Below are 13,309 nucleotides of genomic sequence, written 5' to 3'. Positions count from 1 at the left end.
CCCCGAACCCTCTCCCACCGGGAGAGGGAAGGCGCTAAGCGACCCTGATGGCCTCCCCCTCCCGCCTGATCCCCCTGCTGGTCGTGCTGGCCTCGGCCAGCGTTCTGGGCCTGGCGCCGATCCTGGTGCGGCTGAGCGAGACGGGTCCGGCGGCGGCCGGGTTCTGGCGGCTGCTGTTCGCCCTGCCGTTGCTGCTCATCCTCGTCGGTCGTCCCGGCGGAGAAGGCTTCGGACGGCCGTCGAAATGGATGCTGCTGGCGGGCCTGTTCTTCGCCTTCGACCTCAGCTTCTGGCACTACGGCATCGTCATGACCTCGGTCGCCAATGCGACGGTGCTGTGCAACCTGACGCCGGTCGTGGTCACCCTTTTCGGCTGGTTCTTCTTCAAGGAGCGGCCGACGCGGCTGTTCATCCTGGCGCTCGGCCTGGCCATGGGCGGGGCCTTCGCCATGGCGGGGGGGGCTCAGCCGGGTCAGGGGACCAACCCGGTTCTGGGCGACATCGTCTCCCTGTCCGTGGCGCTCTGGTACTCCGGCTATTTCCTGGCGGTGAAGGCCGCGCGGAACACGGCCGGGCCGCTGCGGATCACCTTCTGGGCCACGCTCGCCAGCATGCCGGTGATGGGCGGGGCGGCGCTTTTGCTGGGAGAGGACATGATCCCCGCCACGGCCGCCGGCTGGGCCGCCTGCGTCGTCATGGGTGTCATGCATGTGGCGGGACAGGCCGGGGTCGTGTGGGCGCTGGGCCGGTTGCCGGTCTCCGTTACCGCCGTGACCATTCTGATCCAGCCCATCGTCGCGGCGGCCCTCGGCTGGGTCATCTTCAGGGAAACCCTCACGCCCGTTCAGGCCCTGGGCGGCGCCCTGGTGCTGGCCGCCACCGTCCTGGCCCAGTGGTCGACCAGGGCCAGAAGCAAAACGGGCGCGGCTCCCGAAGGAACCGCGCCCGCCTGAGTATCGCTTCAGCGACCTCGACCCGTTTGGATCAGAGGAGCTTCAGGTCCACGGCCGAGGTCTTGCCGCGCTGGGATTCCAGCTCGTAGGACACCTTGGCGTTCTCATCGAGGCCCGTCAGGCCAGCCTTTTGCACGGCGGTGATGTGAACGAACACATCGGCGCCGCCGCTTTCAGGCTGGATGAAGCCGAAGCCCTTCGTGGGGTTGAACCACTTGACCGTACCGGTCGCCATTGTTGCGTCTCCATAAACGCGCTTTTCCAGGCGGACGCCCTGTCGAGGGGGTCCGACAATCCATCTGGACAGCTCGTTCAGGCGAAGGAGCGAAACGCAGGTTTGGACCCCACGCGAAATCCGGATTGCACAGGCGTTTTCCCTCAGCAGCCAAGCCCGGTCAACTGGAAACGATTCGTGCGTCAGGCGAGCGTCCGGGGAACAAAACTAGGCGCACAGCCCGCGAGGCGCGCCGTCGAGGTGAAGGTGATCCTTGTGCGCATCATTGTAGTCGGGGGTCAGGACCGTCGAAAACACCCGGCAGGCCCCGTCGCGCAAGCGTCGCAACAGGGCGGAACCCTCTGTTCCGTTGGGGCCCTGTCCATCCCAGTCGGCCTCGACCGACACCGTGCGACCGTCCGCCAGGGTCACCGAGGCGACGTCCAGGGCGTTGGCGCGCGCATGCTCGCTGGGCCGATCCGAGGCATCCGTAGAGCCATAGATCCGGCGACAGGCATAGGTCCCGTAGTTGTTCACCGCGACCGCTCTGGAGCCGTAGATCGCCTCCGCCGCAGGTTGCAGAACCTGCCGGTCCCAGATGACGTAGCGGACCGCCAGCGGGCACTGCATGGTCAGGCCGCCGGGCTTCAGCGGCGTCACCGCCCCGCCCGTGATCGTCACCGCGCCCCGCACCTGGCAGAATCCGCCGTCATCCCGGTCTTCGGCTCGCCGGACCTCGACCCCGGCGTCTCTCAGGGTCTGGATACAGGCGTCGGTCGCTCCCTCCACCTCTTCCGGCGGCGCGAAGAAAGAGACCTGGAAATCGGCGACCTTGGCCTCCGTCGCCTGACCCAGGGGCTGGTCCAGATCCAGCGGCTTCCACGGCAGGTCCTGCGGCGGGGCGAAGGCGTTCATCAGGGCGAAGGCCGCGCAGACGCCCAGCGCCAGCTCCCACATCAGGTTCCAGAAATCGGCGAAATCGCGCTTCATGCCCCATCAACATGAGGGGGCCGAAGTCGATCCACCAGACCGCTTGCGTCAGATGGCCTGGATCAGGCCCGGGATCAGGGCCTGGCAGGCCGCCCTGCCCTGTTGCCCATCGTTCGAGACGGTCACGAAGGCCTTGCCGATGCCGGGAGCGACCCAGGTCGAGGCGTACCACATCGTGTTGGACCCATCGTGGGTCAGACAAAAGCCCTGGGCCCAAGGCTGTCCCGGCGGGACGATCCAGCCTCCGGCATAGGGCGGCTGACCCTCACCGACCGGCTGCATCAGCACCGCCAGCGTTTCCGGCGTCAGCCATCCGGCGCCGCCGTTCAGGAACACCCGAAGGAAGCGTCCATAGTCCTGCAGGCTCATGTGGACGGTGCCTGCAGGGCCCATAGCCGCCGGATTGTCGGTCACCGGGCCCGACGGATCGATGCCCTGACCGCCGCTGTGGCCCCAGGGCTGGTCGCCCCCGGGCGCGCCGAAGCCGCCGGTCGTGATGCCCAACGGCCCGAACAGCTCTGCCCGCATCGCGTCCTCCCAGGACGCCCCCATGATCCGCTCGATGATGGCACCGATCAGGATATAGTTGCTGTTGGCGTAGGCGAAGGTTCCCGGGGTTCCGTCCGGCTGCGCGCCGAGCATGGTCGCCGCCAGCGCCCGCCTCTGGTCCGGCAGGGAACGCGGATCGGCTCGCGCGGTCATGAGCCATTCCCGCCCCAGGGCCGCCGCGTCCGTCAGACCCGCGCGGTGAGCCATGATCCGGGTCAGGGGCACGTCGCGCCAGGCCTCGGCCATCGTCACATCGGGCAGAAGGGTCGTCAGGGTGTCGGTCCACGACGCCCGGCCCTGATCGACCAGTCGCCCGAACACAGCGGCCGTCATCGCCTTGGTGTTCGACCCCAGGTGCCACAGGTCGTCCGCCGTCACAGCCGCGCCGCCCGCGTGCCTCATCCCGCGCGCGCCGGACCAGATCGTACCGTCCGCTCCCACCACCATGCCGCCGAGAGCAGGGGGCCCGGCACCGTCGAACACGGCCTGAAGGGCGGCGTCGAAACCGGCCGCGTCGCCGGCCCTCGCGCCAGAAGCTGTGGTCAAACCGGCGGCTGTCACGGCAGCCATCATCTGTCTGCGGGTCATCTTCATTCGCCGAAGACTAGTTCGGGTCCCTCGACGCGCCAGTGAATTAATCGCAACGTAAGAGGCAAACGGAGACGGGATTCATGGCCAGGACCAAGGACTACGACAAGACGCTGGAGGCGCTTCAGATCGAGCTGGTCGAGACGCAGCACTGGGCGATCGAACAGGGCCTGAAGGTGCTGGTCGTGTTCGAGGGTCGCGACACAGCCGGCAAGGACGGGGCCATCAAGCGGATCACCGAGTACGCCTCCCCGCGCCAGACCCGGGTCGTCGCCCTGCCCAAGCCGACGGAGCGCGAGACCGGCCAGTGGTATTTCCAGCGGTATGTGCCGCATCTGCCGTCGGCGGCTGAACTCGTCCTCCTGAACCGGTCCTGGTACAATCGGGGCGGCGTCGAGCCGGTCATGGGCTTCTGCACCCCGGAGCAACACGAGGCCTTCCTCGACGACGCGCCGCGGTTCGAGCGGCTGCTGACCGGGTCAGGCGTCATCCTGATCAAGCTCTGGCTCGATATCTCGAAGGACGAGCAGGCGAAACGCCTCGCCGAGCGGATGGAAGACCCACTGAAGAAATTCAAGGTCTCGTCCCTGGACGCCGAGGCCCAGATCCGCTGGGACGCCTACACCGCCGCCCGCGATCGCATGCTGGCCGAGACCCACCATCGCGACGCGCCCTGGACCATCGTTGCGACCGACGACAAGAAATCCGCCCGCCTGAACATCATCCGGCACATCCTGCACCGCCTCGATCGTCCGGGCGCAAAGATCGGTCATGTGGACAAGGACGTCGTCTTCGACGCCTCCCACATCAAGGGCCGGCTGAACGCCTAGTCCGGCCGGGAAGGCGTCTCTGTCGGCGCGCCGGCATCGGACGTCACGGTTGTTTCGTTGGCGCTCCGCGTGGCGGTCGCCGCATCCTCGGCCTTTTCCGGTTCGGCCGACGGCGCGAGCGCGCTAGGGGCCTCGGCTTCAGGTGCCTTGTCCTCCGTGGCGGCCTCCGTCTTCGGCGCCTCCTTCGTGGCGGCGGGCTGGGACCGGGCCACAGGCGGGACCTCATCCTTGTCGATCGGCACGGCCTCGATGAAATCGAGTTCGGCGGCCGGGGCCCCGGCGTCACCGGAGGCTGGAGACTGTTGTCCGCACGCGGCCAGAAGGCCTGCAAGGACGATCGAGATGGCGATGCGTTGCATGATGGAGCCCACGAAACCGGAGACATGCCGCCGGCCGCCGGAATCCTCCGCCATTCTCCGAAGCCGATCAAGCCGCTCTGACAGATCCCGGTGCAACGCCTATATTCGCCCCGATGACCGTGGAGACCCCCGCCCCTGATTCGACGCCTCTCGTCGCCGCCGAACTGATCCGCGACGAGGCGCGCCGCGCGCCCGACAAGCCGGGCGTCTATCGCATGTATGGCGAGGACGGGACCTGCCTCTATGTCGGCAAGGCGCGCTCCATCAAGAAGCGCATCCTCCAGTATGCCCAGGGCCGGTTCCACACCCAGCGCATCGGCCTGATGGTCTCCCTGACCCGCTCGATGGAGCTGGTGGTCACGGCGTCGGAGACCGAGGCCCTGATACTGGAATCAAGTTTCATCAAGAAGCTGAAGCCCCGTTTCAACGTCGTCCTGCGCGACGACAAGTCCTTCGCCGAACTGATGATCCGCAAGGACCACCGCGCGCCCCAGGTCCGCAAGCATCGCGGCGCCCACACCACTGACGGCGAGTATTTCGGCCCGTTCGCCTCGACCTGGGCGGTCAACCGCACGCTGAACACCCTGCAGAAGGCCTTCCTGCTGCGGTCCTGCTCGGACAGCGTCTACGAGACCCGCACCCGCCCCTGCATGCTGCACCAGATCAAGCGCTGTTCGGCCCCCTGCACCGGCCTGATCTCGCTCGAGGACTACGGCGACCTGGTCGAGGAGGCCTCCCTGTTCCTGCGCGGCAAGTCGCGCGCCGTGATCGGCCGCCTGTCGCAGGAGATGACTGTGGCCGCGGAAGGCCTGGACTTCGAACAGGCCGCCCGCGTCCGCGATCGTATCCGCGCCCTGTCGGCCATCACGATGGAGAACTCGGTCAGCGCCGACAGCGTCGCCGAGGCCGACGTCTTCGCCCTGTTCTCCGAAGGCGGTCAGGCCTGCGTCCAGGTCTTCTTCTATCGCGGCGGCCAGAACTGGGGTGGCCGGGCCTATTTCCCGCGCGTCGACAAGTCGGACACCGACCCCGAGATCCTGTCGGCCTTCCTCGGCCAGTTCTACGAGGACAAGCCGGTTGCGCGCCTGATCCTGTCCAACGTCGTCCCGTTCGAGAAGGAACTGCTGGAAGAGGCCTTCTCGATGAAGGCGAAGGAGACGGACGGTCGCCGCGTCGTCTCGATCGAACGGCCGCTGCGCGGCGACAAGCATGCCCTGGTCGACCACGCCCACACCAATGCCCGCGAGGCCCTTGGCCGCAAGATGGCCGAGGGGTCGGCGCAAGGGAAGATCCTCGCCGAGGTGTGCGAGGCCTTCGGTCTGGACGTCGCTCCCGAGCGGATCGAGGTCTACGACAATGCTCATATTCAGGGGACGAATGCGGTGGGCGGCATGATCGTCGCCGGACCCGAAGGCTTCCAGAAGTCGCAGTATCGCAAGTTCAACATCCGCGGCACGGACCTGACCCCCGGCGATGACTACGGCATGATGCGCGAGGTCATGCGGCGTCGCTTCAGCCGTCTGGTCAAGGATGAGGAGGAAGGGGCCGAGGAGGTGGTCCGTCCCGACCTGCTGCTGATCGACGGCGGCGCCGGCCAGCTGGCCGAGGTGCGGGCGGTACTGGCCGACCTGGGTCTGGATGATATCCTCGCCGTCGGGGTGGCCAAGGGGCCGGACAGGGACGCGGGCAAGGAGCATTTCTTCATCCCGGGCAAACCGCCCTTCATGCTGCCGCTGAAATCGCCCGCCCTCTATTACGTCCAGCGGCTACGCGACGAGGCCCACCGGTTCGCCAACGGGGCCCACCGCACACGCCGCTCGATGGACATCAAGAAGAACCCGCTCGACGAGATCGAGGGCGTCGGCCCCGGCCGCAAGAAGGCCCTGCTGCACGCCTTCGGCTCGGCAAAAGGCGTGGGGCGCGCCGCCGTCGTCGATCTGGAAAAGGTCGCGGGTATCAACCGCGCGCTGGCCGAGCGCATCCACGGGTTTTTCCATCCGGCGCAGCGTTAGAGCATGATTCACGCTTGAATACTGGAGCATGATCGCGGCCCTAGCGGACGTGGGATGGAGCACCGTCGTTTGGGGTCCGCCATGTCCACCGGCCGACGATCACCGTCAGCGCCATCAGCACGAGCAGGGCGTTGACGACCGCGAGGAAGCCGTCGCGCTCAAGGGCGTGGAACCCCGCCATGAAGCCTGCGTCGATCAGAAGACCCACGGCACCGGTCAGGAGGACGGGGCGAAAGGCCCACCACGAGATCAGAGGCGTGACGACACTCGCGGCGAGGCCGATCTCCATCCAGCCGATCGCGTGCAGCAGGCTGACGTCGACCTGGGCCGGCCAGGTCATGAGCACGGCCAACATGGCCTGGGACTGGCTGAGCTTCGCATAGCCGCTGCCGATGTAGAACAGGGCGAGCCAGGTCTGCAGCACCCAGAGAAACAGGTTCCGATAGAGACCGGCACGCCGCGTTTCGGCACTCGTGGGCGTGCGCCGGCGAGACGATGACCCATGCGCCGTCGTCAGGAGATTGAAGGACATCAGCAGATCCTGACTTGAGACGCGAGAGGGAGGGCCGGCCGACTGATCCGTCACTCCCCGGGCACGGGTGCCCGGGTGCCGGTCCCCGACACTTCGGGTGAATAGAGCCCGGTCACTGCGCTGACTGCGAAGCCCGCCGCGGCACGGCCGATGTCCAGGCGCGGCCCGAAGACGGCGCAGGGGTCGGGCGCCGGGGCCTCGGTCACTTCGCGGGCCTTGGTCGCGAAGGCGTCGCCGACCGCGTCGCCCATCGGTTCGGCCATCTGGAGCGCGTCGCCGACGCGGGACAGCGAGGGTGTATCCATGCCAACCACCTGCGCATTGCGCGCCCAGGAGATGGCTGCGATCTGGCGGCCGGTTCCGGCCTCGAGCATTTCGGACTCGACGGCGATCCCGCCGGTCGTACCGGGGACCCGAAGGTTGACGACCGGCACGACAAAACCTGCGGCGGCGCTGAACGCGGAGCCCGCGCGACCGGTCGGGTGCAGGCGCACGACAGCCGTCCGCACCCTGGCGGCCTCCGGCGTTGGGGCGGGCGCAAGGGCGAAGCGCTCGCTGACCTCGAAACAGATCTGACGGTCTACCTCGCGCAACACCATGGAGCGCTCCACCGGGCTCAACTCATCCCCGACCCGGGGCGCGAAGAGCGCCGGTTCGAGAAATACGCTCCGGACGGCGTCCGAGGCGACGTCGTCGCGGCGCTGTCGGATGGATGCGCTCCCCAACCCGTCGGGTACCTCCATGCTGGCGTAGCTCAGGAGGAATCCGGAGTCCGGTGCCGGCGTCGTTTGACAGGCCGCCAGACTGATCGCGGCGAGGACAGGCGCGATCGCGCTGAAGGTCTTGATCATGGGAAGTCTCCAGTTTTCGACCTGGCTGACGGCGCATTGAACCGAGGTGCCCGGCGAACCACGAATTTGTCAGAGAATGCCGACCGCACGCTCCCGGCGGCGCAGGTCACTGCTTGCGCGCGACGACGAAGGGACGGTGGTCGTTTCCCTTGGTCGCGTGGTTTTCTGTGGCGAGGATCTCGAAGCCGGCGGCGCCTACAAGCTGGCAAAACCCGGCCTGCCGGAAGACGCTGACATAGGGAGCCTTGCCGATCGCGCGCATCCCCGGCAGCAGGACAAGGCTGATAAGCGGGTTCATATCCCCGAGGCAGGGCGTCTTGGATATGAACAGGCCCTCCGCGGCAAGCAGGGTGTGGATGCGACGCAGCGTGCCCGGCACGTCGCGGACCATGTGGAGATAGTTGAACCCAAGCACGGCGTTGAACTGCCCTGCTTCAAGCATCGGCGTCTCTGCCGTTCCGATGTCGAAAGAAAGCCCCGGGATCGGGCTGGCCGAACGCTTCTCTTCGGCGATCGCGATCATTCCGGCGGAGATATCCGTCGCCAGATAGCTCTGCACATCGCCTGCCAGTCGCAGTGCCGTGCTTCCGGTCCCGCAGCCCAGTTCCAGCACCCGGTCGTCCGGCTTCAGCAGGGCCCGGGTCCGGTCCAGGGTGCGCTCATAGCCGGCCTGATCGGCAATGGCGTCCGCAGCATATTTGCGTGAAATTCGGTCCCAAAAACGGGCGTCACTCGCTGTACTCATGGTGGAGATCTCCTGTGCAACGGCAGATAGCATATGCACAGAAGGGGTAAATTGCCGAAATATGCAGCTGTGGTATACGTAAACGCATGAAGCCGATGGACTGGAACCATATCCGCGCATTTCACGCAACCGCCGCCGCCGGGTCGCTCTCGGCTGCGGCACGCCGGCTCGGGCTGACCCAACCCACACTGTCGAGGCAGGTTCTGGCGCTTGAGGCCGATCTGGGTGTGACCCTGTTCGAACGGCGGGGCCGCAAGCTGGTGTTGACCCAGACCGGAATGGAACTGCTCGATCACATTCGCATCATGGGAGATGCTGCGGACGCGCTCATTCTCGCCGCCAGTGGACGAGCGCAGGATATTGGCGGGCGGGTCTGTATCTCTGCCACAGATACCTACGCGGCCTATATCCTTCCCGAGATCGTGGCGCGCATCAGATCAGAAGCTCCGCAGATCACGGTCGCGATCGTTGCGTCCAACGAGATCAGCGATCTGCATCGGGGGGAAGCGGACATTGCCATACGCCATGTCCGTCCTGATCGTCCCGGTCTGGTCGGCCAATATATCCGCGATACCGAAGCCGGCTTCTTTGCATCCGAGGATTGGGTTGCCCGCAATGACCTGCCCAAGGGTCCTGCCGATCTGGCCGGCGCGGGCCTGATGGGCTTCGAAGACCCCCGCTTCTCTGGTTTTCTGCAGGAGATCGGCATCCCGATCGCCACCGAGGATCTCCGGATCGTGTCGGAGTCGTCGGTTGCGATCTGGGAAATGGTCAAACGCGGGATGGGTGTGGCCGTGATGATGTGCGAAGTGGCTGAGCGGACGCCCGGCGTGGTCAATCTCTTGCCGGACATGGTGCCAATTCCGGTGCCGATCTGGCTGGTCACCCATCAGGAACTGCAATCCAGCCCTCGCATCCGCCTGGTTCAGGCGATCATGGCCGAGGAACTGGCCCGGATGTAGGGTCAGGCTGTCCGGGGCCGAACGCCGGCGATTCGCGGGGGTCTGGCCCTCCATTCAATCCGCTCGTGCGGAGCGTCTCCCTCTCCCCCGAGGCGGGCAGACTGCCTATACTGACACCATGCCTCAACATTCCCACGCAGCCCTGGTCTCCGGCTATCATCGTTTTCGCGACAGCCACTGGCCCGAGGCGAAAGCCCAGTACGAGGCGCTCGCCGCTGACGGCCAGAAGCCCCACACCCTCGTCGTCGCCTGTTCCGACAGTCGCGCCGACCCGGCCCTGATCTTCGACACCGCCCCCGGCCAGTTGTTCGTCGTCCGCAACGTCGCCAACCTGGTCCCCCCCTATGAGCCCGATGGCCTTCTGCACGGCGTCTCGGCGGCGCTGGAGTTCGGCGTGAAGGTGCTGAACGTCCGACGCATCATGGTTATGGGTCACGCCCGCTGTGGCGGCGTCGCCGCCATGCGCACCGGAGCCCCGGCCGACTGCCAGGACTTTGTCGCGCCCTGGGTGCAACAGGGTGCGCCGGTCGTTCGTCGCGTCTGTGAGGACTGCCTGCCCGAAGACATGGAACAGGTTTCGGAAGAGGCCGTGGTCCGCCTGTCGCTGCAGAATCTGCGCACCTTTCCCTGGATCGCCGAACGTGAGGCAGCGGGGACACTGGCCCTCAGCGGTCTTCATTTCGGGATCGCCGACGGAGTTCTGCGGTCCCTTGAGGGTCCGGGTCGGTTCAAGGCCATGGATTAGGTCTGCCGGGCCAGACGTCTCGCTTCAGGGACCGAAGCGTGGCAGATCGCGTTTGAGCTATCGGAGAGCCCCATGTCCCCCAAGCATCACGTCAATCCGATCCCCAACATCCTGACCGGCCTGCGGCTGGTCGCGGGCGTCGTGATGTTCCTGATCCTGGCGGGGGCCACCGGGGGGGTGCCGGTCCTGTCCTCCTATCTCAGCCCGGAGGACCAGTTCGGCCTCTATCGCGCCGCCTTCTACATCTTCGTGGTGGCGGCCTCGACCGACTGGGTTGACGGCTATCTGGCCCGGCGCTGGAACGCGACGACCCGCTGGGGTGCGATCCTGGACCCCATCGCCGACAAGATCCTGGTCACCGGTGCCATTCTGGGCGTTCTGACGAGCGGAAGCGTGCCCCAGATCGCCATTCCCTGCGGCCTGATCCTGTTCCGCGAATTCGCCGTCTCGGCCCTGCGCGAGACCATTGCCGGGCGCGTGACCCTGGAGGTCACCACCCTGGCCAAATGGAAGACGACGGTTCAGCTGGTCGCGCTGGGGGCCCAGCTGTTCGCACGCAACTGGGACGGCTTCGGGCTGGATTTCGAATACCTGCCGTATTTCCAGCTGTTCGCCGACAGCCTGATCTGGTTCGCCGCCATCGCGACCGTCTGGACGGGCTGGCAGTATTTCGACACGGCCCGTCGCTCGCTGGCCAGGCCGGAAACGTCACAAGCGCCGGTCAGCCGGGCCGCGACGCCGGTGGTCGGGCGGACGATCCATGCCGACCCGGCCCCGGAAGGGGACGATCACTCGCTCGACCTGCCTTCGCCCGACGACCGCCGGGACTGACGGGGTCTCAGCGGACCCCCAGCTCTTCCACCAGCCGGCCCATGTCATAGACGTCGCGCAGGGCCACGGTCACCGCGCCCGTCGTGACGATCACGCTGCGATTGGTGTTTCGGTCGTAGCCGTAGGCGTTGCGCTGGGTCAGGACGGTGGAGTCGAAATTCGCCCCCAACATCTCGCCTGCCGCATTGACCACGGGTGAGCCCGACGAGCCGCCGATCGTGTCCGACGACAGCGTCATGTTCAGCACGGTGTCAGCGTCGATCCGGTCACGCGCGGCCAGAAGCTTCGGCGCCACGTCGAACGGGGCCGCACCGGTCGCCCGGTCCCACAGGCCGCCGAAGGTCGTGAACGGACCCCAGCGCTGGCCCGGAACGTCCGAACCCTCGATCTTGCCGTAGGTCAGACGAAGCGTACCCGTCGCATCCGGATAGACGGTGTCGCCGTAGGCAGCGAACCTTGCGGCGGCCAGCCGCTCGGCCGCCTGATCGGTCGGGGCCTGAACCCGCGTTTCCCAGTCGGCACGCACGGCGCGGCTCTCGTCCTGGATCGACAGCAGGTATTTGATCATCGGATCGTCTGACGCCTCGACCGCCGCCAGGCCGCCCTCCCACAAGGCTCTCCGAACCGCCGGATCGGCCAGGGTCGTGCCTTCGACCAGACGCGCCGACAGATCTTCCGGAGACTCCCGTCCCAGCAGGCCCCGCACCGCCGGATGGTCGACGGTCAGCCATTCGCGGGTCTTGCTGAGCCACCACTCCATCCGCACCTGTTCGAGCGCTGGATAGGTCGGGCGCGCGGCGAACAGGGCCGATTGCACACTCGACAGGCGCGCATCGCCGAACTCCGGCAGCCGCTCGGCCGAGGGTTTGGCACGCTCCTGGGCGCCGCGCACAAGGGTCCGCGCCCACAGGAACAGCTGCGATCCGCCGGCCACCGGCGTCGTCCCGATCCCCGTTCCACCTTCCAGCAGCGCGTAGGCCGGATAGAGTTCGCGGGCGATGGGCTGAACGGTCGCCAGCGCGCCCCACGGATCGGCGGCGCGTTCGGTCAGGGCGGTGTCGGCCGCGACCCGACTGCGGAAATCGACTTCGCCTGCGGCCCGTGTGGCCAGGAAGGCCGGATCGGTCAGGGCGCGCATCCGGCCGAGACCGCGCTTGTAGGTGTTCTCCAGCCCCACGATCGGATCCATGGCGATGAAGGCGTTCTCCTCCGACTCCTCCGAGAACCGGATCAGCCGCCCGCGCAGCTCCGAGGCGATCAGCTGGTCCAGCGGCAGGACGACGTCGCGCACGGTGAACAGCTGGTCCTGGGTCAGCAGGCGCTGGGTCGCGCCCGGACTACCGGTCACGAACACGGGCGTGCCCTCCACCGGCTTGTCGGCGTTCCAGACGAAGTGGGTCGCGGTCACCGCCGGGGCACCGTTCTCGTAGAGCCGGATGAAGGCCGCATCGATGGCGAAGCGCGGGAACGAGAAATTGTCCAGGTCGCCGCCGAAGGTCGCCGCCCGGTCCTCCGGCGCGAAGGCCAGCCGGACGTCCGTGTATTTCTTGTAGGTGTAGAGCTTGAACTGGCCGCCCCGGTACAGGGTCACGACCTGGCAGCGCCTGTCGGTCGCGTCACCACAGGCCTCGGTCTCGATCCGCCCGATCTCGGCGTCGCGCGCACGGTTGAACGCCTGGCCGGTCAGCCCCTCAGCCGCCGCCTTCACACGCACTGTGACGTCCGAAATGTCGGTCAGGATCTCGGCCGTGCCGCCCGGGCATGTCAGCTCGTCCTCGCGGGTGCGCGGGGCGAAGCCGGTCTCGGCGTAGTTGACGGCCTGGGTCGACAGGTTGGCCACACAGGTCGCGACACAGTGGTTGTTGGTCATGACCAGGCCTTCGCCTGACACGATCCCCGCCGAACAGCCGCCGAACTTCACCGAGTTCAGCCGGACCCGATCCAGCCATGCCTGATCGATCGAGGTACCCAGCGTCGCGTTGGCCCGCGCGATGGGGAAGTTGTCGAACGTCCACATCCCTTCCTCAGCCCGCGCACCTGTGGCGGCGACGGTGAGGGCGAGGACGGAAGCGGTGAGGAACAGGCGCATGAACAGACTCCGGGAAACGTCGCCCTCCCCCACGGGGAAGGATAGCTGGGCGCAGCGAA

General features: G+C 67.0%; 13 protein-coding genes and 1 pseudogene. 6 read left to right on the top strand and 8 right to left on the bottom strand.

Going from position 1 to position 13,309, the window contains the following annotated elements; all coding sequences use genetic code 11:
* Positions 1–47 precede the first annotated feature (47 nt).
* Positions 48–953 carry a DMT family transporter gene (locus tag ACW18A_RS02070; RefSeq protein ID WP_492023164.1) on the top strand — a complete coding sequence of 302 codons (906 nt, stop codon included), beginning with the start codon at positions 48–50 and terminating at the stop codon, positions 951–953.
* A 31-nt stretch (positions 954–984) separates the two neighbouring features.
* On the opposite strand, the gene ACW18A_RS02065 is transcribed toward ACW18A_RS02070, so the two are convergent.
* The 3 genes from ACW18A_RS02065 to ACW18A_RS02055 form a co-directional block, all read right to left on the bottom strand.
* The gene (locus ACW18A_RS02065; protein ID WP_077356590.1) at positions 985–1,188 is read right to left on the bottom strand and encodes a cold-shock protein; all 204 of its coding nucleotides are present in this window, start codon (positions 1,186–1,188) and stop codon (positions 985–987) included.
* Positions 1,189–1,395: 207 nt separating this feature from the next.
* Positions 1,396–2,157 (bottom strand): extensin-like domain-containing protein, encoded by a 762-nt coding sequence (locus ACW18A_RS02060; protein WP_492023163.1) that lies wholly within the window; start codon positions 2,155–2,157, stop codon positions 1,396–1,398.
* A gap of 48 nt (positions 2,158–2,205) precedes the next feature.
* Positions 2,206–3,294, bottom strand: coding sequence for a serine hydrolase domain-containing protein (locus tag ACW18A_RS02055; protein WP_492023162.1), 1,089 nt, complete (start codon positions 3,292–3,294; stop codon positions 2,206–2,208).
* Positions 3,295–3,377: 83 nt separating this feature from the next.
* On the opposite strand from ACW18A_RS02055, the gene ppk2 reads away from it, so the two are divergent.
* Positions 3,378–4,124, top strand: a complete 747-nt coding sequence (gene ppk2 / locus ACW18A_RS02050) for a polyphosphate kinase 2 (RefSeq protein WP_492023161.1) — start codon at positions 3,378–3,380, stop codon at positions 4,122–4,124.
* On the opposite strand, the gene ACW18A_RS02045 is transcribed toward ppk2, so the two are convergent.
* Entirely contained in the window at positions 4,121–4,537 is a 417-nt protein-coding gene (locus tag ACW18A_RS02045; RefSeq protein WP_492023160.1) for a hypothetical protein, read from the bottom strand. The two genes, ppk2 and ACW18A_RS02045, sit on opposite strands and share 4 nt — an antisense overlap.
* A 59-nt stretch (positions 4,538–4,596) precedes the next feature.
* On the opposite strand from ACW18A_RS02045, the gene uvrC reads away from it, so the two are divergent.
* Positions 4,597–6,495, top strand: a complete 1,899-nt coding sequence (gene uvrC / locus ACW18A_RS02040) for an excinuclease ABC subunit UvrC (RefSeq protein WP_492023159.1) — start codon at positions 4,597–4,599, stop codon at positions 6,493–6,495.
* Between the two features lie 40 nt (positions 6,496–6,535).
* Here the strand turns inward: uvrC and ACW18A_RS02035 are convergent, their stop codons facing one another.
* The 3 genes from ACW18A_RS02035 to ACW18A_RS02025 all read right to left on the bottom strand — a co-directional run bounded on the left by ACW18A_RS02035 (position 6,536) and on the right by ACW18A_RS02025 (position 8,623).
* Positions 6,536–7,027, bottom strand: coding sequence for a DoxX family protein (locus tag ACW18A_RS02035; RefSeq protein ID WP_492023158.1), 492 nt, complete (start codon positions 7,025–7,027; stop codon positions 6,536–6,538).
* A 50-nt stretch (positions 7,028–7,077) separates the two neighbouring features.
* Entirely contained in the window at positions 7,078–7,878 is an 801-nt protein-coding gene (locus ACW18A_RS02030) for a DUF3313 family protein (protein WP_492023157.1), read from the bottom strand.
* 106 nt (positions 7,879–7,984) lie between these two features.
* The gene (locus ACW18A_RS02025; RefSeq protein ID WP_492023156.1) at positions 7,985–8,623 is read right to left on the bottom strand and encodes a class I SAM-dependent methyltransferase; all 639 of its coding nucleotides are present in this window, start codon (positions 8,621–8,623) and stop codon (positions 7,985–7,987) included.
* Positions 8,624–8,709: 86 nt separating this feature from the next.
* Here ACW18A_RS02025 and ACW18A_RS02020 point away from each other — a divergent pair, with 86 nt between their 5' ends.
* From ACW18A_RS02020 to pgsA, 3 genes and pseudogenes are all read left to right on the top strand, one after another.
* Positions 8,710–9,585 (top strand): LysR family transcriptional regulator, encoded by an 876-nt coding sequence (locus ACW18A_RS02020; protein ID WP_492023155.1) that lies wholly within the window; start codon positions 8,710–8,712, stop codon positions 9,583–9,585.
* A gap of 118 nt (positions 9,586–9,703) precedes the next feature.
* Positions 9,704–10,330, top strand: a complete 627-nt coding sequence (locus ACW18A_RS02015; protein WP_492023154.1) for a carbonic anhydrase — start codon at positions 9,704–9,706, stop codon at positions 10,328–10,330.
* 72 nt (positions 10,331–10,402) lie between these two features.
* Positions 10,403–11,023, top strand: a pseudogene (gene pgsA / locus ACW18A_RS02010) (CDP-diacylglycerol--glycerol-3-phosphate 3-phosphatidyltransferase); the annotation flags it as partial.
* 145 nt (positions 11,024–11,168) lie between these two features.
* Here pgsA and ACW18A_RS02005 read toward each other — a convergent pair.
* Positions 11,169–13,250, bottom strand: a complete 2,082-nt coding sequence (locus ACW18A_RS02005; protein ID WP_492023153.1) for a S46 family peptidase — start codon at positions 13,248–13,250, stop codon at positions 11,169–11,171.
* Positions 13,251–13,309: the final 59 nt, after the last annotated feature.

The sequence above is a fragment of the Brevundimonas sp. AVps5 genome, from assembly GCF_058681515.1.
This window is presented reverse-complemented; position numbering and strand designations above follow the sequence as displayed.

Coding starts and splice junctions, on each gene's coding strand:
- ACW18A_RS02070 (WP_492023164.1), top strand. CDS start 48: ATGGCCTCCCCCTCCCGCCTGATCCCCCTGCTGGTCGTGCTGGCCTCG.
- ACW18A_RS02065 (WP_077356590.1), bottom strand. CDS start 1,188: ATGGCGACCGGTACGGTCAAGTGGTTCAACCCCACGAAGGGCTTCGGC.
- ACW18A_RS02060 (WP_492023163.1), bottom strand. CDS start 2,157: ATGAAGCGCGATTTCGCCGATTTCTGGAACCTGATGTGGGAGCTGGCG.
- ACW18A_RS02055 (WP_492023162.1), bottom strand. CDS start 3,294: ATGACCCGCAGACAGATGATGGCTGCCGTGACAGCCGCCGGTTTGACC.
- ppk2 (WP_492023161.1), top strand. CDS start 3,378: ATGGCCAGGACCAAGGACTACGACAAGACGCTGGAGGCGCTTCAGATC.
- ACW18A_RS02045 (WP_492023160.1), bottom strand. CDS start 4,537: ATGGCGGAGGATTCCGGCGGCCGGCGGCATGTCTCCGGTTTCGTGGGC.
- uvrC (WP_492023159.1), top strand. CDS start 4,597: ATGACCGTGGAGACCCCCGCCCCTGATTCGACGCCTCTCGTCGCCGCC.
- ACW18A_RS02035 (WP_492023158.1), bottom strand. CDS start 7,027: ATGTCCTTCAATCTCCTGACGACGGCGCATGGGTCATCGTCTCGCCGG.
- ACW18A_RS02030 (WP_492023157.1), bottom strand. CDS start 7,878: ATGATCAAGACCTTCAGCGCGATCGCGCCTGTCCTCGCCGCGATCAGT.
- ACW18A_RS02025 (WP_492023156.1), bottom strand. CDS start 8,623: ATGAGTACAGCGAGTGACGCCCGTTTTTGGGACCGAATTTCACGCAAA.
- ACW18A_RS02020 (WP_492023155.1), top strand. CDS start 8,710: ATGAAGCCGATGGACTGGAACCATATCCGCGCATTTCACGCAACCGCC.
- ACW18A_RS02015 (WP_492023154.1), top strand. CDS start 9,704: ATGCCTCAACATTCCCACGCAGCCCTGGTCTCCGGCTATCATCGTTTT.
- ACW18A_RS02005 (WP_492023153.1), bottom strand. CDS start 13,250: ATGCGCCTGTTCCTCACCGCTTCCGTCCTCGCCCTCACCGTCGCCGCC.